Consider the following 20,626-nt stretch of genomic DNA (forward strand, 5'->3'; position numbering starts at 1 on the left):
GTCGCCCAATTCCTGTATCGAACTGACGTCGGCGCACTAGATATCGACGACGAGGCGTGCGATGAGTGAGCTGGCTTCCTGGGAAGCGTCGCCGCCCTCGGTCAGATGACGCTGCGCCTCGGGAAGTTCGCGGCCATGATGTGCCATGGCCTGCGCATACAGGCGGCCGGCGCGGTACGACGAGCGAACCAACGGACCGGCCATGACGCCGGCGAAGCCCATCGCTTCTGCAGCCTTGGAGTGTGCGACGAACTCCTCGGGCTTGACCCACCGCTCGACGGGGTGGTGCCGGGGCGAGGGTCGCAGGTACTGGGTGATGGTGAGGATGTCGCAACCGGCGGCGTGGAGATCTGCCATCGCCTCGGTGACCTCTTCAGGGGTTTCGCCCATGCCGAGGATCAGGTTGGACTTGGTGACCAGTCCGTAGTCGCGTGCTGCGGTGATGACGTCGAGGCTGCGCTGGTACCGGAATGCCGGACGGATCCGCTTGAAGATGCGGGGGACGGTCTCGAGGTTGTGTGCGAGTACCTCGGGGCGTGAGGCGAAGACCTCGTCGAGCAGTTCGGGCTTGCCGTTGAAGTCCGGAACCAGGTTCTCGACGCCGGTGCCCGGGTTGAGTTCGTGGATCTTGCGGACGGTCTCGGCGTAGAGCCAGGCGCCGCCGTCGGGGAGGTCGTCGCGGGCGACGCCGGTGATCGTGGAGTACCGAAGGCCCATGGCCTGAACGCTTTCCGCGACGCGACGGGGCTCGTCGCGGTCGAGGGCTTCGGGCTTGCCGGTGTCGATCTGGCAGAAGTCGCAGCGGCGTGTGCACTGCTCACCGCCGATCAGGAACGTGGCTTCGCGGTCTTCCCAGCACTCGTAGATGTTGGGGCAGCCCGCTTCCTCGCAGACGGTGTGCAAACCTTCACGCTTGACCAGGCCCTTGAGCTCCGCGTACTCGGGGCCCATCTTTGCTCGGGTCTTGATCCAGTTGGGTTTGCGTTCGATGGGCGTCTCCGCGTTTCGGATCTCGAGACGGAGCAGCTTGCGCCCCTCCCCGGTGGTTCGATTGTCGTGCGTCACGACTTTCCTCCAAGTATTCGTCGGGTCTCTGCCATTCGCGTGAGTGCAAAGGATGCGGCAAGGTGACTGCCTTCCAAGGCTGCAACTGCGCGAGTGATCAATGGTGTTACCAAGGCCGACACATCGCCGAATCTATTTGTGCTCGATAGCCATTCGCTTCTCTCATCGCACAGTTCGAGCACACGTGCAGCAACCTCGAGAAACCCCACCGAGTAGAACCACGGCAACACGCGTGTATCGACATGGAAGGTAACTGACCTTCGATACCGGGACAACACCTGCTCGAATGCCGGGTATCCGAAATGAACTGAAGGGCAACCCGATACAACGCTGGGAATTCCTCTCAGACCTGCCCAGAAAACGTAGGCGATACCGACGTCCAACAGCGGGTCACCGAAACCTACTCGACGCCAATCTGTCACTGCGCGCAATAGTGGGGAGTCGTCGAGGTCGAAAACCGTTCGATCCAGACGATATTCGCCGTGGAGCAAGCAGGGCTTCCGCGGTTCCGGCACCGATCGCGCGAGGGAATCGAGGAGAGCGTTCAACGCCGGCCTCACACTCAATTCGTGCCGAGCGAGCCTTATCCCGATCTCGGACAAGTAGTTGTGCAGTTCCCCGCACATCCCGGGGAGGGTACTCACACCGTCGAGGCCGACTTCGAGCGAATGAATCCCGGCAAGCGTATCGGCAAATGAGTTCGCTACCAGGCTTCTCGCGCCGATCTCGACGTCGGCTAGTTGAATATCGGTCCGGAGAGATGACCCATGCACCCGTCGAGAGACGACCAATCCAGAGGCTTCGTCCCGGTAGACAAGGAGGGGTACTGGAATGCTGCTCTTTTCGAGCATATGCAGCGCAGTGGCTTCTGCTCGAATTCCCTGTGTTCCAAGACTGTCATCACTGCTCGACGAACAGCGCAGGATCCACGCTCCTTCATCGCTGGTCAAGGAGTACGCCTGACCCGGCGGCGAACTGGACACCTTGTTAGCACTGAATCGCGAGTATCGATCCAACTCGCCACAGTCGATCAGACGACGTCGAATCTCACCGATATCGAATGGGAGTTGCATTGCCACCAGTTATCCCCATTCGGAATCGATTCGTCATTCGTGCAACCCGGACTGCTATCGATGAAGCCGCAATTCACGCGACGCGACAACCATCCGATGAACCTCGTCAGCGCCGTCGATGAAGCGCATGGTCCGAGCCTGCGCCCACAACATCGCCAGCGGATAGTCCTGCGTCATTCCGCCGGCGCCATGCACCTGAATTGCCTTGTCGATCACCCAACCCACAGCGTCTGGGGCAGCAACCTTGATAGCCGAAATTTCCGTGCGCGCCTCACGCGCCCCAACTGTGTCGATCAACCAGGCAGTCCGCAGAACGAACAACCGCAACTGGTCGATCTTTACCCTGGACTGCGCGATCCAATGCTGAATAATTCCCTGATCCGCCAACGACTTACCGAAGGCCTCACGCTCGTTCGCCCGACGACACATCAACTCGATCGCACGCTCCGCCATCCCGATCATGCGCATGCAGTGATGAATCCGCCCTGGACCGAGCCTGGCCTGCGCCAGCGCCTGCCCCCGACCACGCTCGCCGAGCATGTGGTCCTTGGGAACAAGTACGTCCTCGAAATGCACCTCCGCGTGACCGCCATGGGCACCGTGTGTGAAGCCGAACATCTTCAGTCCCCGGACAATACGCACGCCAGGAGTCTCACGCGGAATCAGAACCAAACTGTGGCGCGACCGCGGATCCGCATCAGGATCTGACACCCCCATCACGATCAACAACACACAATCGCTGCTCATCGCGCCGGTCGACCACCACTTACGTCCATTGATCCTCCAACAATCACCCTCATCAGTGATTGAGCAGGTCAAGTTCGCGGGATCAGACGACGACACGTCCGGTTCCGTCATGCAATACGCCGACCTGATGTCACCGTTCAACAACGGATCGAGCCACCGATGTTTCTGCTCGTCAGTCCCGAACAGCGTCAGCAACTCCATGTTCCCGGTATCGGGTGGGTTGCAGTTGAACGCTTCGGGCGCAACCTCCGGACTCCAACCCGTGACCTCGGCCAACGGTGCGTACTGCAGATTCGACAGTCCCGCACCACGCGGATCGTGCGGAAGAAACAGATTCCACAACCCTTGTGCCTTCGCGTGTTCCTTCAGTTCCGCCATCACCGCCGGACGCTCCCACTGCCGATCCCCTACTTCCGGGTTGTCGTGGAAGAAATGCTCTGCGGGAAAAACGAACTCGTCCATGAATGCCGACGCGCGTTCCTTCAAATCAATAGTCTTCGCGTCGAATTCGAAGTCCATGTCACACACCTTCACCCTTCGTGGGCCGAGTACGACCGAGATCAGAAATTACTGTTTGACAACAATTTTCGGCTACGCAAGTGCCGAAAGCCCGCGCTCTGCCAAAGGAACGACCATCGAGCCGATGTCCTCGAAACCGTCGCCGACTGTTTCCCCATTGACGAAGCGAAGATGGATGCCTTCCAGAATCACTGCCATCTTGTAGAATGCAAAGCTCGAATACCACTGCAGCGCATCGGTATCGAACCCGGTACCTAGGGAATGTCTTTCGACAAGGTCGTCGAACGAGGGGAAACCCTCATGCGCAGAAGGCGTCCCGGCAATCGGATTATCGATACCCGCCCATCCCGACCAGAACAGATGGACTAAACCCAAGTCTGTCAACGGATCACCCAGTGTTGACATCTCCCAATCCAGCACTCCGACAATGTCCGACGGGGCACCTAACCGAACAATCATGTTGTCGAATCGAAAGTCGCCGTGAACGATCGAGGTTGCAGACTGCCCCGGAATCGACGACGCGACCCGCGCCCCCAGTTTTTCCAACATCGGAAGATCGCGGGACTTCGACGACGCCAACTGCTTGCTCCATCGCCGTACCTGGCGCTCGAGGTAACCCTCCGGCCTACCGAAACCAGACAAACCCAGGCTACGAAAGTCTTGCGTGTGCAGTGCAGCCAGGCAATCGACGTAGCGATGCGCCAACTCGGAGCGATTGCCCTCGTCCACGGAAGCGAAGTCGTCATCGGTTCGCAACACCTGACCTTCGATCTTGTCCATGACGTAGAAACTTCCACCCGATGTCGCGTCGAACTCCTCGGAGAACACGATCCGCGGAACCGGGACAGCACTTTCCGCGAGGGCTCGCTGAACGGTCACTTCCCGACCCATGTCGTGAGCAGTCTCCAGACGGTGACCGATCGGCGGACGACGCAGAATCCATCTTCTCGACTTACTCGCCAACTCGAACGTCAGGTTGGATCGACCGCCTGCCAATAGTCGCACAGTCAGTTCCTCGCCCGTACCCAACTCGCCCATCTCGACCAACCTGGACCGAACCAAGTCGGCGTTGAACTGCTCGCTCTCCGCTATTGATTCAACCTCATTCATTACAACGTCCTCATCCCATAGTCCGTTACTCGACGCCACAACGCACCACACCCGCACCGGCGGGCAGGTCGGGCCGAACCAAAACCTTCACGTGCTCTATCTCGTCACCCGCGGCCGGGCGCAGCGCAGAGAACACCTCACTCACCGCATCCAGCCCGGCAAAGCCCGTGACCATCAATCCCGGATCGAAACGACGCTCCACGATATGTTCGAAAGTTCGGGAAAACGCTTGGTACGTATGTTCTCCACGCCCCGGACCACCCACGAATTCCAAACTCACATTCTTGAGAATCCCGATTACGGGTCGAATCGACTCGTGCTCCATTGCCGATCCGACAATCACAATGCGTGTGAACGGTGGAACGACAGACATCAAGGAACCCAGTAGATTCCGCGCTCCGGATGCTTCGAAGACAAATACTTCGGTATCTGCCGGAATCATTCCTGCAACTGTGCTCAGTGGATCCGAGTGCCTCGGATCGACTGCCACATCGGCCCCGTACGCCAAAGCCACAGTTCGTCGAAGTTCCGAAGGGTCGGATACGACGATGGGGTGAACGCCACGTTGCGCCAATTCGATGACTGCGCCGAGTCCCACAGGCCCGCAACCGGTCACCACTGCGGCGGCGCCGGCAACGATTCGTGAACGCAGCGCGGCGTTAACACCAGTAGCGAGAGGTTCGGTCACTGCAGCGGTAACCGGATCCACGTCCGGAGGGATGTGCAGGTGCCCTCCAGCCTGGATAACAACCCTTTCAGCCAGCCCTCCCGGCTTCGAATTGCAGTATCCGACTGTATGAGTCAATCCATCGTCGTCAACGACCCACGGCAGAACCACCAGACGGTCACCGACTGCGTAGTCGACCACTCCGGTTCCCAACTCGGTCACCGTTGCAGTGAACTCGTGTCCGAATACAACATCGTGCGCCGGATCGAACAGCGCTCCCGGCACGTCCGCCTCACGATGCGCAGCCAGGAAATCATCGGTGTGCTGCCAGGCCGAAAGATCACTGCCGCAGATCCCGGTGGCTATCGGCTCCACCAGAAGCTGATTCGGTCCCGGTGACGGCTCCGGAATGTCGGCAAGTATGACGTCTCCACCTCGAAGCACTGCTGCCCTCATCTGATGTCCTCACGTCGAGAAGTGCCTACGATTTTGTCGGCCATTGTTCGAGATACTTCTGTACGGACATCAGCGTGCGCAAGGCTTCGGCGCCGTCGAATGCCCTGTGGTCGAAGGTCAATCCGAGTCGTGCAATGGGCCTGATGGTGAGGAGCTCGGATTCACCGTCGACGCTCTTTCGCGCGACGGGGGTACGCACGATGGCTGGGAGACCGATCGAGGCAACTTGCGGACGAGTCAGGATCGGAGTCGAGACCACGCCGCCGACACTTCCCGAGTTGCTGATCGTAATTGTTCCGCCCGAAAGATCCTCCGGCTGCGCGGAACCCGAGAGTATCGCACTACTGGTCGCGACTATTGCGTCCGACAGTGCCTCCAGTTCGAGATTCTGCGCATCACGTATGACGGGGACGATCAGTCCGTCCGGAGTGTCCACGGCAATTCCCAGGTTGACAGTGTTCCATCGCACGAGGTGCTTGTCCGTGAACGTGGCATTGGCATCCGGGTGGTCTGCGAGCGCCCGGCACAGTGCGTGACCGACAAAGGGAAGGAAACTGAGTTTCCCTTCACCTCGAGCTGATCTCTCACGGTTGATCTTCGCTCGGGCTACTGAGACCGCAGTGAAATCGACATCAACCTGCGCCGTCAATTGAGGAGCCGTATTCCACGATTCTGTCAGATTCTTGGCGATTGCCCTACGCAGGCGAGTGTGTTCGATAGCCGTGTAGGTCACCGCCTCGTATCCGGCGGGAATCGCCACGGTGTCAGCATCTTCCGGTACTCGATCCCTGGCTCCCGGCAAGAATTCGCTCTTGCTCTCCAGCGACATATCAGTCGAGCCCGAATCGAGGCGGAGGCGTCGACTTCCTTCGGGCGGACGATTGACCGGAGAGAACCACGACGCAGCCAACACCAGTGAATCGTTGGGTGGGCGAGAACCCTCGGCGGCGACTGTCGGGGCCGCGCTCTCGAGAGCCCGATCCGGCGAAATCGGGAACGGACCCGCGATCGGACCCGATGTCGGCGCCGCCGGCGCGACATCTTCACCGACTGCATCTTCACCGGCAATGGCTTGCGCGACGGCTACCGGGTCGGCGTCGAGTGAGGCAAATCGAGCAATGACGTCACCGACAGGAACCTCCTGATCCACTGCGGCAACGTAGCTGATGAGGATTCCCGAAGTTGGCGAGTCGACTTCGGTGTCGACCTTGTCAGTCGACACCTCACAAAGCGGATCGCCCTCGGCGACCCTGTCCCCAGGCTTGAGCAGCCATTCGGTGAGCAACGCGAATTCCACCGACCCCATGTGGGGCATGTGGACGTCGAATAGTGTGAGCATGGTGAATGTCCTCGTAGTCGAGTAATTAGTCGCGAACCAGGTGACGGGCCGTCTCGATGATGTCGGAAACACTTGGGAAGCAATGATCTTCGAGGAACCGACTCGCCGGAATCGGCGCATCCACAGAACCGAGACGCGCGATCGGAGCGTGGAGCCAGTAGAAGCAACGCTCCTGGATGAGCGCAGCGATCTCGGCGCCAGGACCAGCGGTTCTCGGCGCCTCGTGAACGATCATCGCCCGCCCGGTCCGCATCACCGACGCGATGATCGTGTCGTGGTCCAGCGGAACCAGCGTCTGCAGGTCGACGACCTCGAGTTCGATACCCTCCGCAGCCAGCACGAGTGCTGCTTCGAGCGAGCGAGGCACCATACATCCATAGCTGATGACGGTTACTGTGTCGCCGCGCCGTGGAATCGATGCTTTACCCAAGGGCATTACGTACTCGGGATCGGTGAATACCTCACCCCGTTTGAAGTTGAGCTGCTTGCTCGGGTAGTACAGAACAGGATTTGGGTCCCGGATTGCGGCCTTGAGTAGGGCTTTCGCGTTGGCAGGATTGGACGGGACAACTGCTTTGAGTCCCGGAAAATGCATCGGTAGCATCTCCATCGAACCCGAATGTTCTGGTCCTGCACCACCGCTCGGCCCGATCGGCATGATGATCACAGCGGGAAGTTCGAATTGACCACCGTGCATATGGCGCCACTTACCCAGTTTCTGAAAGATCTCGTCCCCGGCGATCAAACTGAAGTCTGCAAACCCCAACTGTACGATCGGACGCATTCCGGTCATGGCCGCCCCGGCAGCTGCACCCACCATGAATGCTTCGGTGATTCCGGTGTTTCGGATCCTGTCCAGGCCGAATTCCTCTACCAGGCCTCGGGTTCCGCCGAAGAACCCGCCTGAGGCAATGTCCTGCCCCATGAGAAACACCGAGGGGTCACGGCGCATCTCTTCGGCAATCGCCGCACCCTGTGCGGCCTCGTAGCTTTGCACCGTAGTTTCCGGAGCCGTGCGGTTGACAGACGTGTCGTCAGTGATAGTCATGCAAAAACGTCCTTCATGATAACGGAGGGGTCAGGCAAAGGAGCGGCTTCTGCCTCGGCGAGCGCTTCGGCAACTTCCGCACGCGCTGCGGCGACGATCTGGTCGGCCAGCAAAGCATCGAGTCGAGAACGCATGATGTCCAACGGATCTCGGTACGTCGACAGGAAGTCTTCCGGGCGATACTTCTGCGCGTCACCTTCCCAGTGTCCACCGACACGGGTGACGACTGCCTCGATCAACGACGGCCCCTGACCATCGCGCGCTCGATCAATCGCAGCCTTTGTCGCATGGTAGACAGCGACGGCGTCATGACCATCGACGCGAACGCCGGGAATCCCGTATGCAGTCGCGCGTTCGGCGATAGTGCGTGTCGGACTCACAGATTCAAATGGGGTGGTTACCGAGATTCCATTGTTCTCACAGAAGTAGACCAGCGGCAGTTTCCACCGCGATGCCTCGAGAAGAGTTTCATGGAAGGTGCCACGTGCCGCCGTCCCGTCGCCGAAGTCCGCCAGCGCAACTTGCCCAGTGCCTCTCATTTGCGCCGACAATGCCGCGCCTGCTGCCACCGGATACACCGAACCCAGCGTCGCACCCTCCCCCATGATTCCCAGCGCCGGATCAGCCCAGTGAGGAACGCCGGCACCCTTTCCGCCGGTAGAACCTGTCACTTTTCCAAGCAGGTCACCGATGATCGGCCCCATCGTCATCCCTTTGGCAAGCGGCCATGTGGCTCCTCTTCCCTGATAGAACAGATAGTCGTCGTCTCGCATCGCTGCCACCGCTCCAGCGACAGCACCTTCCTGCCCTTTGCCCGGATGCCAAAATCCGGCAAATCCGTGGTCCCGGATGTGAATCTGCACCGCGTCCTCGATCGCACGCGCACGGGCCATGACGGTGAAAATGTCGATCGCCAACCGTGGGTCGAGTGACTCCGGTTCCACTACTTCGGTCAGCTGTTCGCTTGTGTGCGTGGCCATTCCGATCTCCTTCTACCAGTCCGACATGCAAGTACGAGGTTCGCGCCTTTGACAACCCGGCATCGATTGCCATTCGTGTGGCTGCTGTCACATCACCCTATGTGGATCAAGTGATTCAATCAAGTGCATTCTCTAAATCGACTGAGATCTACTCAGACATCACCGGGTCAGCAGGCCGGAAATCAGGCCGCGACATCGCGATATGATGGGGTCAACAAACCGAAAGGTTGCGGAAATGCCACGATCCAGTCCACGCGACGGCGCAGCAACTCGCCGTGCTCTGATCGACTCAGCGGCAAAGCTGTTCGCAGCAGAGGGAGTCGAGGCCGTCTCGATTCGAGCGATCAATGCCGAAGCCGGATTGGGAGCAGCATCCGCGCACTATCATTTCGGATCCAAGGACGCGATCCTCGACGCCGTCCTCCTCGACTCCGGCGCCGAAGTACTCGCACACATTCATCGCCTGGCCAAGAACATGGTCGATTCCGACACCGTTCCGACAGCGAGGCAGATCGTCGATCTCCTGGCACTGCCGTATCGCCAGTTCCTCGATCAGGAACCTGACAAAGGTGTTCGGTGGCTGACTATTTGTGGACAACTCAGCCTCGCCAACGATCCTCGGCTATTCCCCGTCAAGGACGACACAGCAGAGTTGCTGCGCAAACTACTCGAACGCGCCTACCCCGCAGCCGACGACACCGCGATCGAACTGAACTGGTCACTCACCGTGAACACGCTGATCGTGATGGCGGCACGATGGTCGGACGCAAGCATCGAGGGATCTCGCGCGCTATCCAACGGTCGATTCGACACACTGGCGGATTTTGTCGCAGGCGGACTCGAGTCACTCATGGATCCAACCCGGACCTAGCTTTTCGGGTGGATCTTCCCAGGTAGGGTTGCGGATCCACTATCCACAGAACGCGCCGTCTCCGTGCGCGCTTTTGCAATTTTCTCGGGAAAAATTTAGTGGATCACTTGACAGAATCAATCGATCCATTTTACTGTGCCTCACATCACAAAATGCTTCAGTGGGTCTGCACACTCGCCGCGCCGACTGTCCCGCTCACTGCCCCGTCTTCCCGTCAGAAAGATGCAGGAGCCACGATGACCGCTCCATCCACGGATAATCCTTCCTCGACTCCATCGGAGTCTTCCTCCGAAAACCCCACTCTCGCGATAGAAGGCGTGGGAAATCGATCAACCGCCGGCTGGGTCGGAATCCTCCTGATCCTCTGCCTTCTGTCCGAAGAAGTCGCATACGCGTTCAATCTGGTGACGCCCGCACTCCCCAGCATGGCTGGTTCATTCGAGACCTCGAACATCGCTTGGGTGTCAACACTGTTCACACTCTCCGGCGCTATCAGCGCACCGTTGATCGGCAAGCTCGCAGATCGAGACGGTAAGAAGAAATGGCTTCTGATCGCAACCGCCTGCATGGCAACAGGCTCGCTGATCGTCGCAATCGCGCCGACCTTTTCCGTAGTACTAGTCGGTCGTACCGTCGAAGGACTCGGTCTTGCAATCGTGCCGATAACCTACTCGCTGATGCGCGACATCTTCCCGAAGCGGATGCTGGCGATGGCGGTCAGCATGACAACCGCTGGAATTGGTGTCACCACGATCACCGGTCCTGTCATTGCCGGAGTTTTGATCGACAATTTCGGATTCCGCGGAGTGTTCTTCGCATTGGCACTCTGCCCTGTGCTCTTGGGTGCCTTGGTCATGCTCGTTGTTCCCGAGTCCCCGATCCGAGTGAAAACGTCCATCGACTGGGTTGGTGGGATCATGCTCGGGCTCTCGATCGCACTCCTCCTGTACTGCATCGGCGAAGGCGGAACGTGGGGCTGGACGTCGTGGAAGACACTTCTCTGCGCCATCGCCGCGGTGGCAATTTTCATCGGATGGGCTCGATACGAAAAGCGAATCGAGAACCCACTGATCGACATTGCGGTGCTGCGTGGTCGCGCTGTCGTGACGACACTGGTCGCGCAATTTACCGGCCAGGCCGTCATCGTTCTCCAATTCGTCTTGTTGTCCTTCATCGTTCAGACACCCATCGCCCTCGGCGTTACCTACGGGTTGGGGGAAAGCGCAAGCTACATGGCGCGGTTGACCACACCGGCCGGCGTGGCCACCGTCGCAATGGGGTTGCTTGTCGGCATAATCGCAGAACGTCGGGGCGCACGCCTGCCGAACTGGATCGGCTTCGCCTTGATGGCGATCGGCTCCGCATCACTCGCCCTCTCCCACAAGGAATTCTGGCCGATACTGTTGGGATACTTGGTATATGCATTCGGGGCCGGTCTGATCAGTGCGGCAATACCCAACCTGGTGATCGCCGCCGCGCCGGTTCGACTGCAGGCCGTCACAGCCTCGACGGTCAATGTGGTGGGATCCGTCGGCAGTGCTGTTGCTGTACAGATTGGTTTTGCCATCCTCGCCCTGAACATTTCAACGGTTGCCGACGGAACGCCTATTTACGCTGGAATTGGCTACACGACAGTCTATTTCGTTGCAGCAGGTCTGGCGATAGTCGGACTCGCCGCGACTCTCATCATGCCGCACGGCCGAAAGCCCCAGTCTGTGGAAGCACTGACCTGATCTGAATCGACTACCTGAGAATTATCGTGACCTCACACTATGACGTCGTTGTCCTCGGAGCCGGCCCCGGTGGGTACGTCGCTGCTATCCGCGCGGCACAACTGGGCCTGAGCACCGCCATCATCGAGCAGAAGTACTGGGGCGGTGTATGCCTGAATGTCGGCTGCATTCCGTCCAAGGCGCTTCTCCGTAACGCCGAACTCGCGCACATCTTCACGAAAGAAGCGAAGACGTTCGGCATGTCCGGAGACGTGTCCTTCGATTTCGGCTCCGCTTTCGATCGCAGCCGCAAGGTCGCGGACGGGCGAGTCAAGGGCATTCACTTCTTGATGAAGAAGAACAAGATCCCGGAGTACGACGGCAAGGGCACGTTCGTCGACGCCAACACCATCAGCGTGGAGCTGAGCAAGGGTGGCACCGAGACGATCACGTTCGACAACGCGATCATCGCGACCGGTTCGTACACCAAGTTGCTGCCCGGCACCTCGCTGAGCGAGAACGTCGTGACCTACGAAGAGCAGATCCTCACCCGTGACCTTCCGGGTTCGATCCTCATCGTCGGTGCCGGCGCGATCGGCATGGAGTTCGGTTACGTCCTCAAGAACTACGGCGTCGACGTCACGATCGTCGAGTTCCTCGATCGGGCACTGCCCAACGAGGACGCCGACGTCTCGAAGGAAATCGCCAAGCAGTACAAGAAGCTCGGCGTCACCATCAAGACCGGTGCCGCTGTGCAGTCCATCAGCGACGACGGCAGCAAGGTCACCGTCTCGATCAAGGACAACAAGTCCGGCGAGATCGAGACCGTGGTCGTCGACAAGGTTCTGCAGTCCGTCGGCTTCGCACCGCGCGTGGAGGGCTTCGGTCTCGAGAACACCGGTGTCGCGTTGACCGATCGCGGCGCCATCGCGATCGACGACTACATGCGCACCAACGTCCCGCACATCTTCGCCATCGGTGACGTCACCGCCAAACTGCAGCTCGCGCACGTCGCAGAAGCTCAGGCTGTCGTTGCTGCCGAGACCATCGGCGGCGCGGAGACGCAGACACTCGGTGACTACCGGATGATGCCGCGTGCGACGTTCTGCCAGCCGCAGGTCGCCTCGTTCGGTTTGACCGAGGAGCAGGCCAAGGCCGAGGGCTACGACGTCAAGGTCGCGAATTTCCCGTTCGCTGCCAACGGCAAGGCACACGGTCTCGGTGACCCGACCGGTTTCGTCAAGCTGATCGCCGACAAGAAGTACGGCGAACTGCTCGGCGGGCACCTCATCGGACCGGACGTTTCGGAACTGCTGCCCGAGCTGACCTTGGCCCAGAAGTGGGACCTCACGGTCAACGAGTTGGCACGCAACGTCCACACCCACCCCACACTCAGTGAGGCACTGCAGGAAGCGATCCACGGCCTCGCCGGCCACATGATCAACCTCTGAAGAACTCCGATCGATCAGAAAGTAGTAGACCTCAGTGACATCTACTGGCAGTACTGAAATCCACGCACTCCCAGTCACCGATCCACCCCGAGACTCCAATCCCTGGGTCGCCATGACTGCGATCGCACTCGGCGTTCTCATCGTTTCGCTCGACGGCACGATAACGGCAGTGGCCAATCCGGTTCTTGTCGTCGATCTAGGCGCGAGTCTCTCTGGTTTGCAATGGATTACCAACATTTATCTGCTCGCGATGGCGGCAACGCTCGTTCTCGCGGGAAGGTTGGGCGATCGCTTCGGACGACGATCTGTGTTCCTTTCTGGGATCGTCGGTTTCGGGCTGGCATCAGCGGGAATTGCCTTGGCGCACAGTGTAGAAATGGTGATCTTCTCGAGACTCGGCCAGGGAATTTTCGGCGCACTGATCGTCACCAACGCTCTGGCATTGCTTCGGTCCGTCTTCTCCGAGGCAGCACTTCCGAAGGCGCTTGCGGTCTTCGCATCGCTGATCGGCGCTTCATCCGCCGCCGGCCCCCTGATCGGCGGATTGCTGATCGAGCACACCAGCTGGCGATGGGCCTTCTTGATCAACGTCCCCGTTGCGGCGATTTCCCTCGCTACAGGATTGTTTCTGCTCCCCAAGGGCCGGGTCGTACGGACTGTAAAGTTCGACGTCCTGGGTTCGATCTTGCTGACGAGTTCACTCCTCGCCATAACCTATGGACTTATAAAAGCCCCCGAAAGTGGTTGGACTGATTGGCATGTCATCGGGTGGCTGGTCGGTGGAACCGTCACTGGTTTGGCCTTCGTAGAAGCGGAGCGACGCGCATCGGATCCTTTGGTGCCGCTTCGGCTATTCGCTGACCGGTCAATCACACTCGGAGTCATCCTGACAATCATCTCCTTCTTTGCGCTTGTCGGCTCACTGTTCTTCATTCTCTTGTTCTTGCAACAGATCAACGGTGACTCCCCCATGGCCGCTGGACTCCACATCCTCCCGATGAGTATCGCGAATGTAATCGCTTCGAGCAGTTGCGGTTGGATCATCAAACGGTACGGCGCACGTCCGCCCTTATTTATGGGAATGTTGCTCAGCGCAGTGGGATTCCTACTGTTCACCACCATCGAACCACACGGAAGCTACCTTTCTCTGGCCATTCCGTTTGTGGTACTGGGCCTGGGAATCGGGTTTGTGATGACTGCGTCAGTCCAAGCGATCCTAGGGAATGCGAACGTCGCAGACGCCGGACCTGCCGCGGGCGTCCATCAGACCTCACTTCAAGTTGGCGGTATCCTCGGAACTTCAGTGCTCGGAGCCGTGATGGCGGCGGCATCCGCAGCAAAGTTCCACGAAACACTACTGGGCAACGTCATTCCCGACTTCATAGTCGATCGAGTCTCGGAAGATGCGGTTCGCGCCGTCGCCCAGGGCACCACACCAGTCGTGACAGAAATTGACCCGGCTCTTTCCCTCACACTGCGATCAGCGACAGAGACTGCATTCATGTATGGGCTGCAGACGACGATGTGGGTGGGCGCCATCGTCTCCCTGATTGGCGCGTTCGTCTCGATCGGAATCAGAAGAGGGCGAGTCACGAAAACAGCCACTCACATCCACTGAACGGATCACTCCTGCTCTCCGGTCCGCCCGCCGTACGTCGCAATCTTGTACTCCGTCGCAGCCAAAGACAACGTGAGCTCCTTGATCTGCCGACGAACGGTGTCCCGGTGCTCGAGCAGCATGTCGAGCCTCTCCGGAACTGTCCCTTCACCGGCGTCGACCAGTTCGACGTAGTGCTGCAGGTCACGAATCGCCATGCCTGAAATACGCATGCGGGTCAGAAACACCAGCCTGCGAACAGATTCCGGGCCGTACACACGATGTCCGCTCGAGTCACGATCGACCGTGACCAGGCCGATCTTCTCGTAATAGCGCAGGGTATGTGCCGAAACATCCAGTAGGTCCGACACTTCGGCGATCGACATCGGATCTTCGACGTCCCCTGCATCGACGAGCCGGTGAATGACCTCGATCGACATGGGCCCGTCCACTTCCCCAAGGGCCTCGAGCGCCCTACGCATCAAGTCTTCGGTAGCCATGACTCCCAGCCTAGAACGGGCGGACAGGTCCGGCAGCATCCGCGAAATCGGCGCTGCGAGCGAGGTCGGCCCAGACGTATACCTCGGCGAGATTCTTCCGATACGACGCGGAGACACGCTCCACGGCTTCCTTTCCGAGTGGCAGACGAAGTGGCACTTTCTCGCTGTGCACAAGCGAGGTGATGATCTCTGCCGCCTTCTTCGGATCACCCTCCTGAACACCGTCTGCGGCCGCCATGTCCCGCAGAACGGGATCGAGCACATCACGGTATTCCGATGATGATTCGGCGAAGCTCAGAACGCCAGGTGTGTTGAATGCTGTACGGAATCGGCTGGGCTCGACGATCATCACCCGAACGCCGAACTGCGCGACCTCACCGGCGAGAGCCTCCGACCAACCCTCGAGAGCGAACTTCGACGCCGAGTACGCCCCGACACCGGGAAACGACATACGGCCGCCTTGACTGCTCATCTGCACGATCGTCCCGCTGCCCTGCACTCGCATCGACGGGAGGACGGCGCGCACCATCGCGGCGGGTCCGATCAGGTGCAGTTCCATGAGATCCCGCAAGGTCGAATCGTCCACCATCTCCGCCGCGCCGACCATCCCACGACCGGCATTGTTGACCAGCACGTCGATGCGACCGAAGCGCTCGAGCGCATATTCGACGACGCCCGGAGCCGCTGCGGTGTCTCTGACGTCGAACGTCACCGCCGAGAACCGATCCGGATTCGCCGACGCAATATCTGCAACGGACTCGGGACGACGAACTGCAGCGACTACCGCGTCGCCCGATCGAAGTGCAGACAGTGCGAGTTCACGGCCGAAACCCTGAGAAACTCCGGTGATGATCCAGGTCTTTGTTGTCATGGTCGGCAACGCTAGGGGTTAGAGCGCGCTCCAACGCAAGCCTGTGGTTCTACCGCCGAACTACACGCCGGCCCACACCGGTCGTTCCCCGCGAAGGAAACCGTCGACGCCGGCTTTGAAGTCGTCACTGCTGTAGATCATGCTCATCAGATCATCGTTGTCGGCAATCACTCGGGTTCTGATGCGTCGCAGGGACTCCCGAATAGTCCAGACGGTCATCGGGGCGGCGGCAAGTAGATCGCGAGATACCTGGGCAGTCAGGCTCGCGAACTCGGTCTCTGTTGCACAGTCGCTGAGGAAGCCGTTCCGCAGAGCCTCGTCGCTCGACATGACCCCCGCCCGAGCCACCAACGACATCAGACGCGAACTGCCGATCCTGTCCGCCAGCAACGCCACGGAATGGACCGACAACGAGTTTCCGAGCGTGCGCGCGATCGGGAGGCAGAAGCGGGACCCCTGCGTCGCGATCCGCACATCGCACGCTGCCGACAGCAACAGCCCTGCTCCCGCGCACACACCGTCGATGACCGCGAGGGTGGGAACCCTCACTTTCTCGAGTTCGGTCAGTACGCCGACGAACCGGCTTTCGTAGTCGAGCCCGTCCTGAAAGCTCGAGAAGGTTTGAAAGTGGCCAATGTCGGAGCCCGCCGAGAACGCCTCTCCCCCAGCACCTCGGAGAGTGAGTAACCGAATCTCGCGGTCGGAGTCGGCGCGCCGGCAGGCTCCGGCAATGGCGTCGTACATCTGCGGGGTCAATGCGTTGCGCTTTTCCGGCCGGTTGAACACGACGTCGAGGGTCTCGCCACGACGGATGATCAAGATTTCTTCGTGCGTTTCAGTCATGACACTCACGTTATTTCCGGTAGAGAAAAGTCGAAACACATTGCACTTGAATATCTTTGCGAATTCTCGATGCAAAGTTGCAGATAGTGCGAACGGAGAAGCGTCGACGAGGCCAGGAGACGGTGATGCCAGAACCGAACCTCGCCGACGCAGTGTCAAAGGGGCGTCATGCCACGACAGCAAAAAGTGTCATGCCACGACTGTGCGCTGTGGCACGCCCGAATACTGGCTCAGCGGCCTGATCAGTGCATTCGACTGCCCCTGCTCGATGATGTGCGCCGTCCATCCGGTGATGCGGCTCATCACGAAGATCGGCGTGAACATCTCGACGTCGAAGCCCATGAGGAAATATGCAGGGCCCGTGGGGAAATCGAGATTCGGCTTGATTCCGGTGGCACTGACCATGGTCTTCTCGAGGATCTCGTACATCTGCACCCACTTCTCGCCGTCGGTCGCTGCCGCGACGTCGAGGAGGGCCTGCTTCATGGCCGGAACACGCGAATCACCGTTCTTGTAGACGCGGTGCCCGAAGCCCATGACCTTCTCCTTGGCAGCCAACTTCTCCGACATCCAGGCTTCGGCGCGGTCGGGGTCGTCGATCTCGAGCATGTCGTGCATGACAGCTTCGTTTGCACCGCCGTGCAACGGGCCCTTGAGCGTGCCGATAGCAGCGGTCACTGCGCTGTAGATGTCCGAAAGTGTGGACGTCACAACACGAGCGGCGAACGTCGAGGCGTTGAAGGAGTGCTCCGCGTACAGGATCAGCGAGACCTCGAAGGCCTTCACGATCGCCGGCTCCGGAACAGCACCGAAGCACATGTTCAAGAAGTTTTCGGCGAAACCCAGGTCCGACTGCGGCGCGATGGGATCCTGACCGCGCCGGCGGCGGAAATCGGCTGCGACGATGGTCGGCAGCACAGCCGTCATCCGCAGCGCCTTGGCCAGATTGGCCTTCTCCGAGTTGTCGTCCTCCGCCGGATCCTCGGCGCCGAGGTAGCTGATCGCCGTGCGGACAACATCCATGGGGTGGCAGTTGTCCGGCATCTTGGTCAGAAGCGAGAGCAGTGAGCGGTCGGCACGACGGGCCGCACGCTCACGCAGGCAGAGTAATTCGAGCTGCTCGGGAGTCGGCAGTTCGCCGTACCAGAGCAGGTGCGCAACTTCTTCGAAGCTGCAGTTCGCGGCAAGGTCCTGCACTGCGTAACCGCGATACGTCAACGAATTCGTCTCGGGCACTACCTTGGAGATAGCCGTCGTATCGACGACAACTCCGGCCAAGCCCTTGTAGATCGTCGGAATCTGTTCGGTCATGTCCTACTCCCCTCCAAGCTGAAATTGAAAATGCCACTGTCGAATTCGTTGTAGCGCTCGTACTCGAGAATCTCGTACAACCTGCTGCGATGCTGCATTTCGCCGAGCAGTCCTTCTTGCGTGCCCTCCGCAAAAATCTCGCGCAGACCCTTTTCGATAGCGAACATCGCCAGCCGAAGGGTGGTCACGGGGTAGATGACGGCGTTGAAACCGATCTCTTCCAATGTCTTCGCCGAAATGAGGTTCGACTTCCCGAACTCGGTCATGTTGGCGAGGAGCGGAGTGTCGACTGCTGCGCGGAACTTCTCGAAGTCGGCCTCGGTGGCAAGAGCTTCGGTGAAGATCAGATCGGCACCGGCATCCACATAGGCCTTTGCTCGCTCGATCGCCGCGTCGATACCGTCGATTCCGGCAGCATCGGTGCGCGCGCAGATGACGAAGTTCGGGTCACGACGCGCCGACACTGCAGCACGAACACGGCGAACCATGTCTTCGGTGGGCACAATTGCTTTGCCGTCGAGGTGCCCGCAGCGTTTGGGGTTGATCTGATCCTCGAGGTGCAGACCGGCTATTCCGTCGTCCTCGAAGATCGTGACCGTGCGGGCCGCGCTCATAGGTTCACCGAAACCGGTGTCGGCGTCGACGAGCGTCGGGAGGTCCGTGACGCGCGCGATCTGCTTGCTGTGGCCGGCGACCTCGGTCAAGGTGGTCAGTCCGATGTCGGGAAGCGCCAATCCGGCGGAGTACGCACCACCTGAAACGTAGACACCCTCGAACCCGATTTCCTCAATGAGCTTGGCTGTCAGCGGATTGATCGCACCCGGGAGTCGTTGAATCTTTCCGGACGTCAGTCCGGCCCGGAAGGCAATCCGCTTGTCGGCTGCAGACGTCGCGGCTGCGATGAGGCCCGACATCAGAAAAGTCCCTTGGCGACCTTGGGAGCCCGAGCGAGAACGTCTTCGGAAACGGTGAAGGTCAGCTGATCGAGTTCGCCTGCCTTCAATTCGGCGGTGCGCTGAGCCGCATCGAGGAAGCGGTCCTGTTCGCTCGGCTCGATGACGCCCTCGGCGAGGGTGCGGAATTTCGCGACGTACTGATCGCGAGCGAACGGACGTGCGCCGAGCGGGTGCGCATCGGCCACCGCAAGCTCGTCGACGATGACTTCGCCGCTCTTCAAGGTGATCTCGGCGCGAGCACCGAAAGCCTTCTCGTCCGGATCCGTCGAGTGGTAACGGCGTGTCCATTCGGGATCTTCGCGCGTGGAGATCTTGTTCCACAGCTCGATCGTGTCCGCGCGCTGTGCACGCTCGGACGCGTAGGAATGTTCGTGGTGCCACGTACCGTCCTGTAGCGCAACGGCAAAGATGTACATCACCGAGTGGTCGAGGGTTTCACGCGAGGCGGTCGGGTCGAACTTCTGCGGATCGCCGGAACCGGTGCCGATGACGACGTGGGTGTGGTGGCTGGTATGCAGGACGATCGAGGCGATCTGGTCGAGATCACCGACACGAGAACGCATTCGGCGAGCGAGGTCGATCGGCGCCTGGCTCTGGTACTCCGCGGAGTGTTCTTTGGTGTACGAGTCGAGGATGGCGCGCTTCGCCTCACCCGAACCGGGCAGCGGAACGTGGTACTCCTTGTCCGGGCCACCGAGTAGCCAGGCGATGACGCCGTCTTCGCCTTCCCAGATCGGTGACGGTGCGCCCTCACCGCGCATCGCGCGGTCGACCGCCTCTACGGCAACCTTGCCTGCCAGCGCAGGCGCGTACGCCTTCCAACTGGATATCTCGCCCTTGCGGGACTGACGTGTCGCCGTCGTGAGGTGCAGCGCCTGGCCGATTGCCTGGTAGACCGTCTCGGTGCCCAGGCCCAGCAAAGTTCCGATACCTGCCGCAGCCGAGGGGCCGAGGTGTGCGACGTGGTCGATCTTGTGCTCGTGCAGGCAGATAGCCCGAACCAGGTCGATCTGGATCTCGTAGCCGGTCGCCAGACCACGAATCAGGTCTCGACCGTCACGGCTGGTGTGCTGAGCGACGGCGAGGATCGGCGGGATGTTGTCTCCGGGGTGCGAGTACTCGGCGGCGAGGAACGTGTCGTGGAAATCGAGTTCACGAACCGCGACACCGTTGGCCCAGGCGGCCCATTCAGGCGAGAACGTACCGGGGATACCGAACACGGTGGAGCCCGGCGTATACGGATGCGACTGTGCTTGCGCCCGCGCATTCACCACGGGACGGCGCACCAGGGAAGCTGCGGCAACTGCCGCGTTGTCGATGATCCGGTTGACGATCATGTCGGATGTGGCGTCGGTGACGTCGACGGAATCCGTCGCAACTTCCGCGATCTTCCACGCGAGGTGGTCTTCCTTGGGGAACTCTTCGGCAGAGCGGTGAGTGCGTACGAGATGCGTCTTCATCGGTCCTCTTCTCACGTTCTTCGGTATCTATTTGCACGCTACGCAGCTCA

At 60.0% G+C, this 20,626-nt stretch carries 18 protein-coding genes; 4 read left to right on the plus strand and 14 right to left on the minus strand.

Going from position 1 to position 20,626, the window contains the following annotated elements; translation table 11 throughout:
* Nucleotides 1-36 precede the first annotated feature (36 nt).
* The 8 genes from lipA to AOT96_RS05185 all read right to left on the minus strand — a co-directional run bounded on the left by lipA (nucleotide 37) and on the right by AOT96_RS05185 (nucleotide 9,004).
* Nucleotides 37-1,065 (minus strand): lipoyl synthase, encoded by a 1,029-nt coding sequence (lipA, locus tag AOT96_RS05150; protein ID WP_065351391.1) that lies wholly within the window; start codon nucleotides 1,063-1,065, stop codon nucleotides 37-39.
* Nucleotides 1,062-2,138: a phosphotransferase family protein gene (locus AOT96_RS36540; RefSeq protein ID WP_042452881.1), complete on the minus strand. Its 1,077-nt coding sequence runs from the start codon at nucleotides 2,136-2,138 to the stop codon at nucleotides 1,062-1,064. The genes lipA and AOT96_RS36540 overlap by 4 nt, the downstream gene beginning before the upstream one ends.
* A gap of 54 nt (nucleotides 2,139-2,192) precedes the next feature.
* Nucleotides 2,193-3,404: an acyl-CoA dehydrogenase family protein gene (locus AOT96_RS05160; RefSeq protein WP_065351392.1), complete on the minus strand. Its 1,212-nt coding sequence runs from the start codon at nucleotides 3,402-3,404 to the stop codon at nucleotides 2,193-2,195.
* 72 nt (nucleotides 3,405-3,476) lie between these two features.
* Nucleotides 3,477-4,514: a phosphotransferase family protein gene (locus AOT96_RS05165; RefSeq protein ID WP_065351393.1), complete on the minus strand. Its 1,038-nt coding sequence runs from the start codon at nucleotides 4,512-4,514 to the stop codon at nucleotides 3,477-3,479.
* A gap of 25 nt (nucleotides 4,515-4,539) precedes the next feature.
* Nucleotides 4,540-5,637: an alcohol dehydrogenase catalytic domain-containing protein gene (locus AOT96_RS05170; protein WP_065351394.1), complete on the minus strand. Its 1,098-nt coding sequence runs from the start codon at nucleotides 5,635-5,637 to the stop codon at nucleotides 4,540-4,542.
* A 25-nt stretch (nucleotides 5,638-5,662) separates the two neighbouring features.
* On the minus strand, nucleotides 5,663-6,976 hold the full coding sequence (locus tag AOT96_RS05175) for a dihydrolipoamide acetyltransferase family protein (protein WP_030538054.1): 1,314 nt from the start codon (nucleotides 6,974-6,976) through the stop codon (nucleotides 5,663-5,665).
* Nucleotides 6,977-7,001: 25 nt separating this feature from the next.
* Nucleotides 7,002-8,024, minus strand: a complete 1,023-nt coding sequence (locus AOT96_RS05180) for an alpha-ketoacid dehydrogenase subunit beta (RefSeq protein ID WP_007735418.1) — start codon at nucleotides 8,022-8,024, stop codon at nucleotides 7,002-7,004.
* Nucleotides 8,021-9,004 carry a thiamine pyrophosphate-dependent dehydrogenase E1 component subunit alpha gene (locus AOT96_RS05185; protein ID WP_050656427.1) on the minus strand — a complete coding sequence of 328 codons (984 nt, stop codon included), beginning with the start codon at nucleotides 9,002-9,004 and terminating at the stop codon, nucleotides 8,021-8,023. Before AOT96_RS05185 ends, AOT96_RS05180 begins: the two co-directional genes overlap by 4 nt.
* Nucleotides 9,005-9,239: 235 nt before the next feature.
* Here AOT96_RS05185 and AOT96_RS05190 point away from each other — a divergent pair, with 235 nt between their 5' ends.
* From AOT96_RS05190 to AOT96_RS05205, 4 genes are all read left to right on the plus strand, one after another.
* Nucleotides 9,240-9,875 carry a TetR/AcrR family transcriptional regulator gene (locus AOT96_RS05190; protein ID WP_228232242.1) on the plus strand — a complete coding sequence of 212 codons (636 nt, stop codon included), beginning with the start codon at nucleotides 9,240-9,242 and terminating at the stop codon, nucleotides 9,873-9,875.
* 236 nt (nucleotides 9,876-10,111) lie between these two features.
* The gene (locus AOT96_RS05195) at nucleotides 10,112-11,608 is read left to right on the plus strand and encodes an MFS transporter (protein ID WP_231917395.1); all 1,497 of its coding nucleotides are present in this window, start codon (nucleotides 10,112-10,114) and stop codon (nucleotides 11,606-11,608) included.
* A gap of 26 nt (nucleotides 11,609-11,634) precedes the next feature.
* A complete protein-coding gene (gene lpdA, locus AOT96_RS05200) occupies nucleotides 11,635-13,038 on the plus strand; it encodes a dihydrolipoyl dehydrogenase (protein WP_047269781.1) in 1,404 nt (467 codons plus the stop codon).
* A gap of 112 nt (nucleotides 13,039-13,150) precedes the next feature.
* Nucleotides 13,151-14,656: an MFS transporter gene (locus AOT96_RS05205; protein WP_065351396.1), complete on the plus strand. Its 1,506-nt coding sequence runs from the start codon at nucleotides 13,151-13,153 to the stop codon at nucleotides 14,654-14,656.
* A 5-nt stretch (nucleotides 14,657-14,661) separates the two neighbouring features.
* Here the strand turns inward: AOT96_RS05205 and AOT96_RS05210 are convergent, their stop codons facing one another.
* The 6 genes from AOT96_RS05210 to prpD all read right to left on the minus strand — a co-directional run bounded on the left by AOT96_RS05210 (nucleotide 14,662) and on the right by prpD (nucleotide 20,576).
* Nucleotides 14,662-15,135 (minus strand): MerR family transcriptional regulator, encoded by a 474-nt coding sequence (locus AOT96_RS05210; protein WP_065351397.1) that lies wholly within the window; start codon nucleotides 15,133-15,135, stop codon nucleotides 14,662-14,664.
* A 10-nt stretch (nucleotides 15,136-15,145) separates the two neighbouring features.
* The gene (locus AOT96_RS05215; protein WP_065351398.1) at nucleotides 15,146-16,006 is read right to left on the minus strand and encodes an SDR family NAD(P)-dependent oxidoreductase; all 861 of its coding nucleotides are present in this window, start codon (nucleotides 16,004-16,006) and stop codon (nucleotides 15,146-15,148) included.
* Nucleotides 16,007-16,066: 60 nt separating this feature from the next.
* A complete protein-coding gene (locus tag AOT96_RS05220) occupies nucleotides 16,067-16,849 on the minus strand; it encodes an enoyl-CoA hydratase (protein WP_065351399.1) in 783 nt (260 codons plus the stop codon).
* 189 nt (nucleotides 16,850-17,038) lie between these two features.
* Nucleotides 17,039-18,160: a bifunctional 2-methylcitrate synthase/citrate synthase gene (locus AOT96_RS05225; protein ID WP_065351400.1), complete on the minus strand. Its 1,122-nt coding sequence runs from the start codon at nucleotides 18,158-18,160 to the stop codon at nucleotides 17,039-17,041.
* On the minus strand, nucleotides 18,157-19,074 hold the full coding sequence (prpB, locus tag AOT96_RS05230) for a methylisocitrate lyase (protein WP_058226554.1): 918 nt from the start codon (nucleotides 19,072-19,074) through the stop codon (nucleotides 18,157-18,159). Before prpB ends, AOT96_RS05225 begins: the two co-directional genes overlap by 4 nt.
* A complete protein-coding gene (gene prpD / locus AOT96_RS05235; RefSeq protein WP_007732586.1) occupies nucleotides 19,074-20,576 on the minus strand; it encodes a 2-methylcitrate dehydratase PrpD in 1,503 nt (500 codons plus the stop codon). The genes prpB and prpD overlap by 1 nt, the downstream gene beginning before the upstream one ends.
* Nucleotides 20,577-20,626: the final 50 nt, after the last annotated feature.

This window comes from Rhodococcus sp. 008, from assembly GCF_001682295.1.
Taxonomy (GTDB): domain Bacteria; phylum Actinomycetota; class Actinomycetes; order Mycobacteriales; family Mycobacteriaceae; genus Rhodococcus_F; species Rhodococcus_F qingshengii.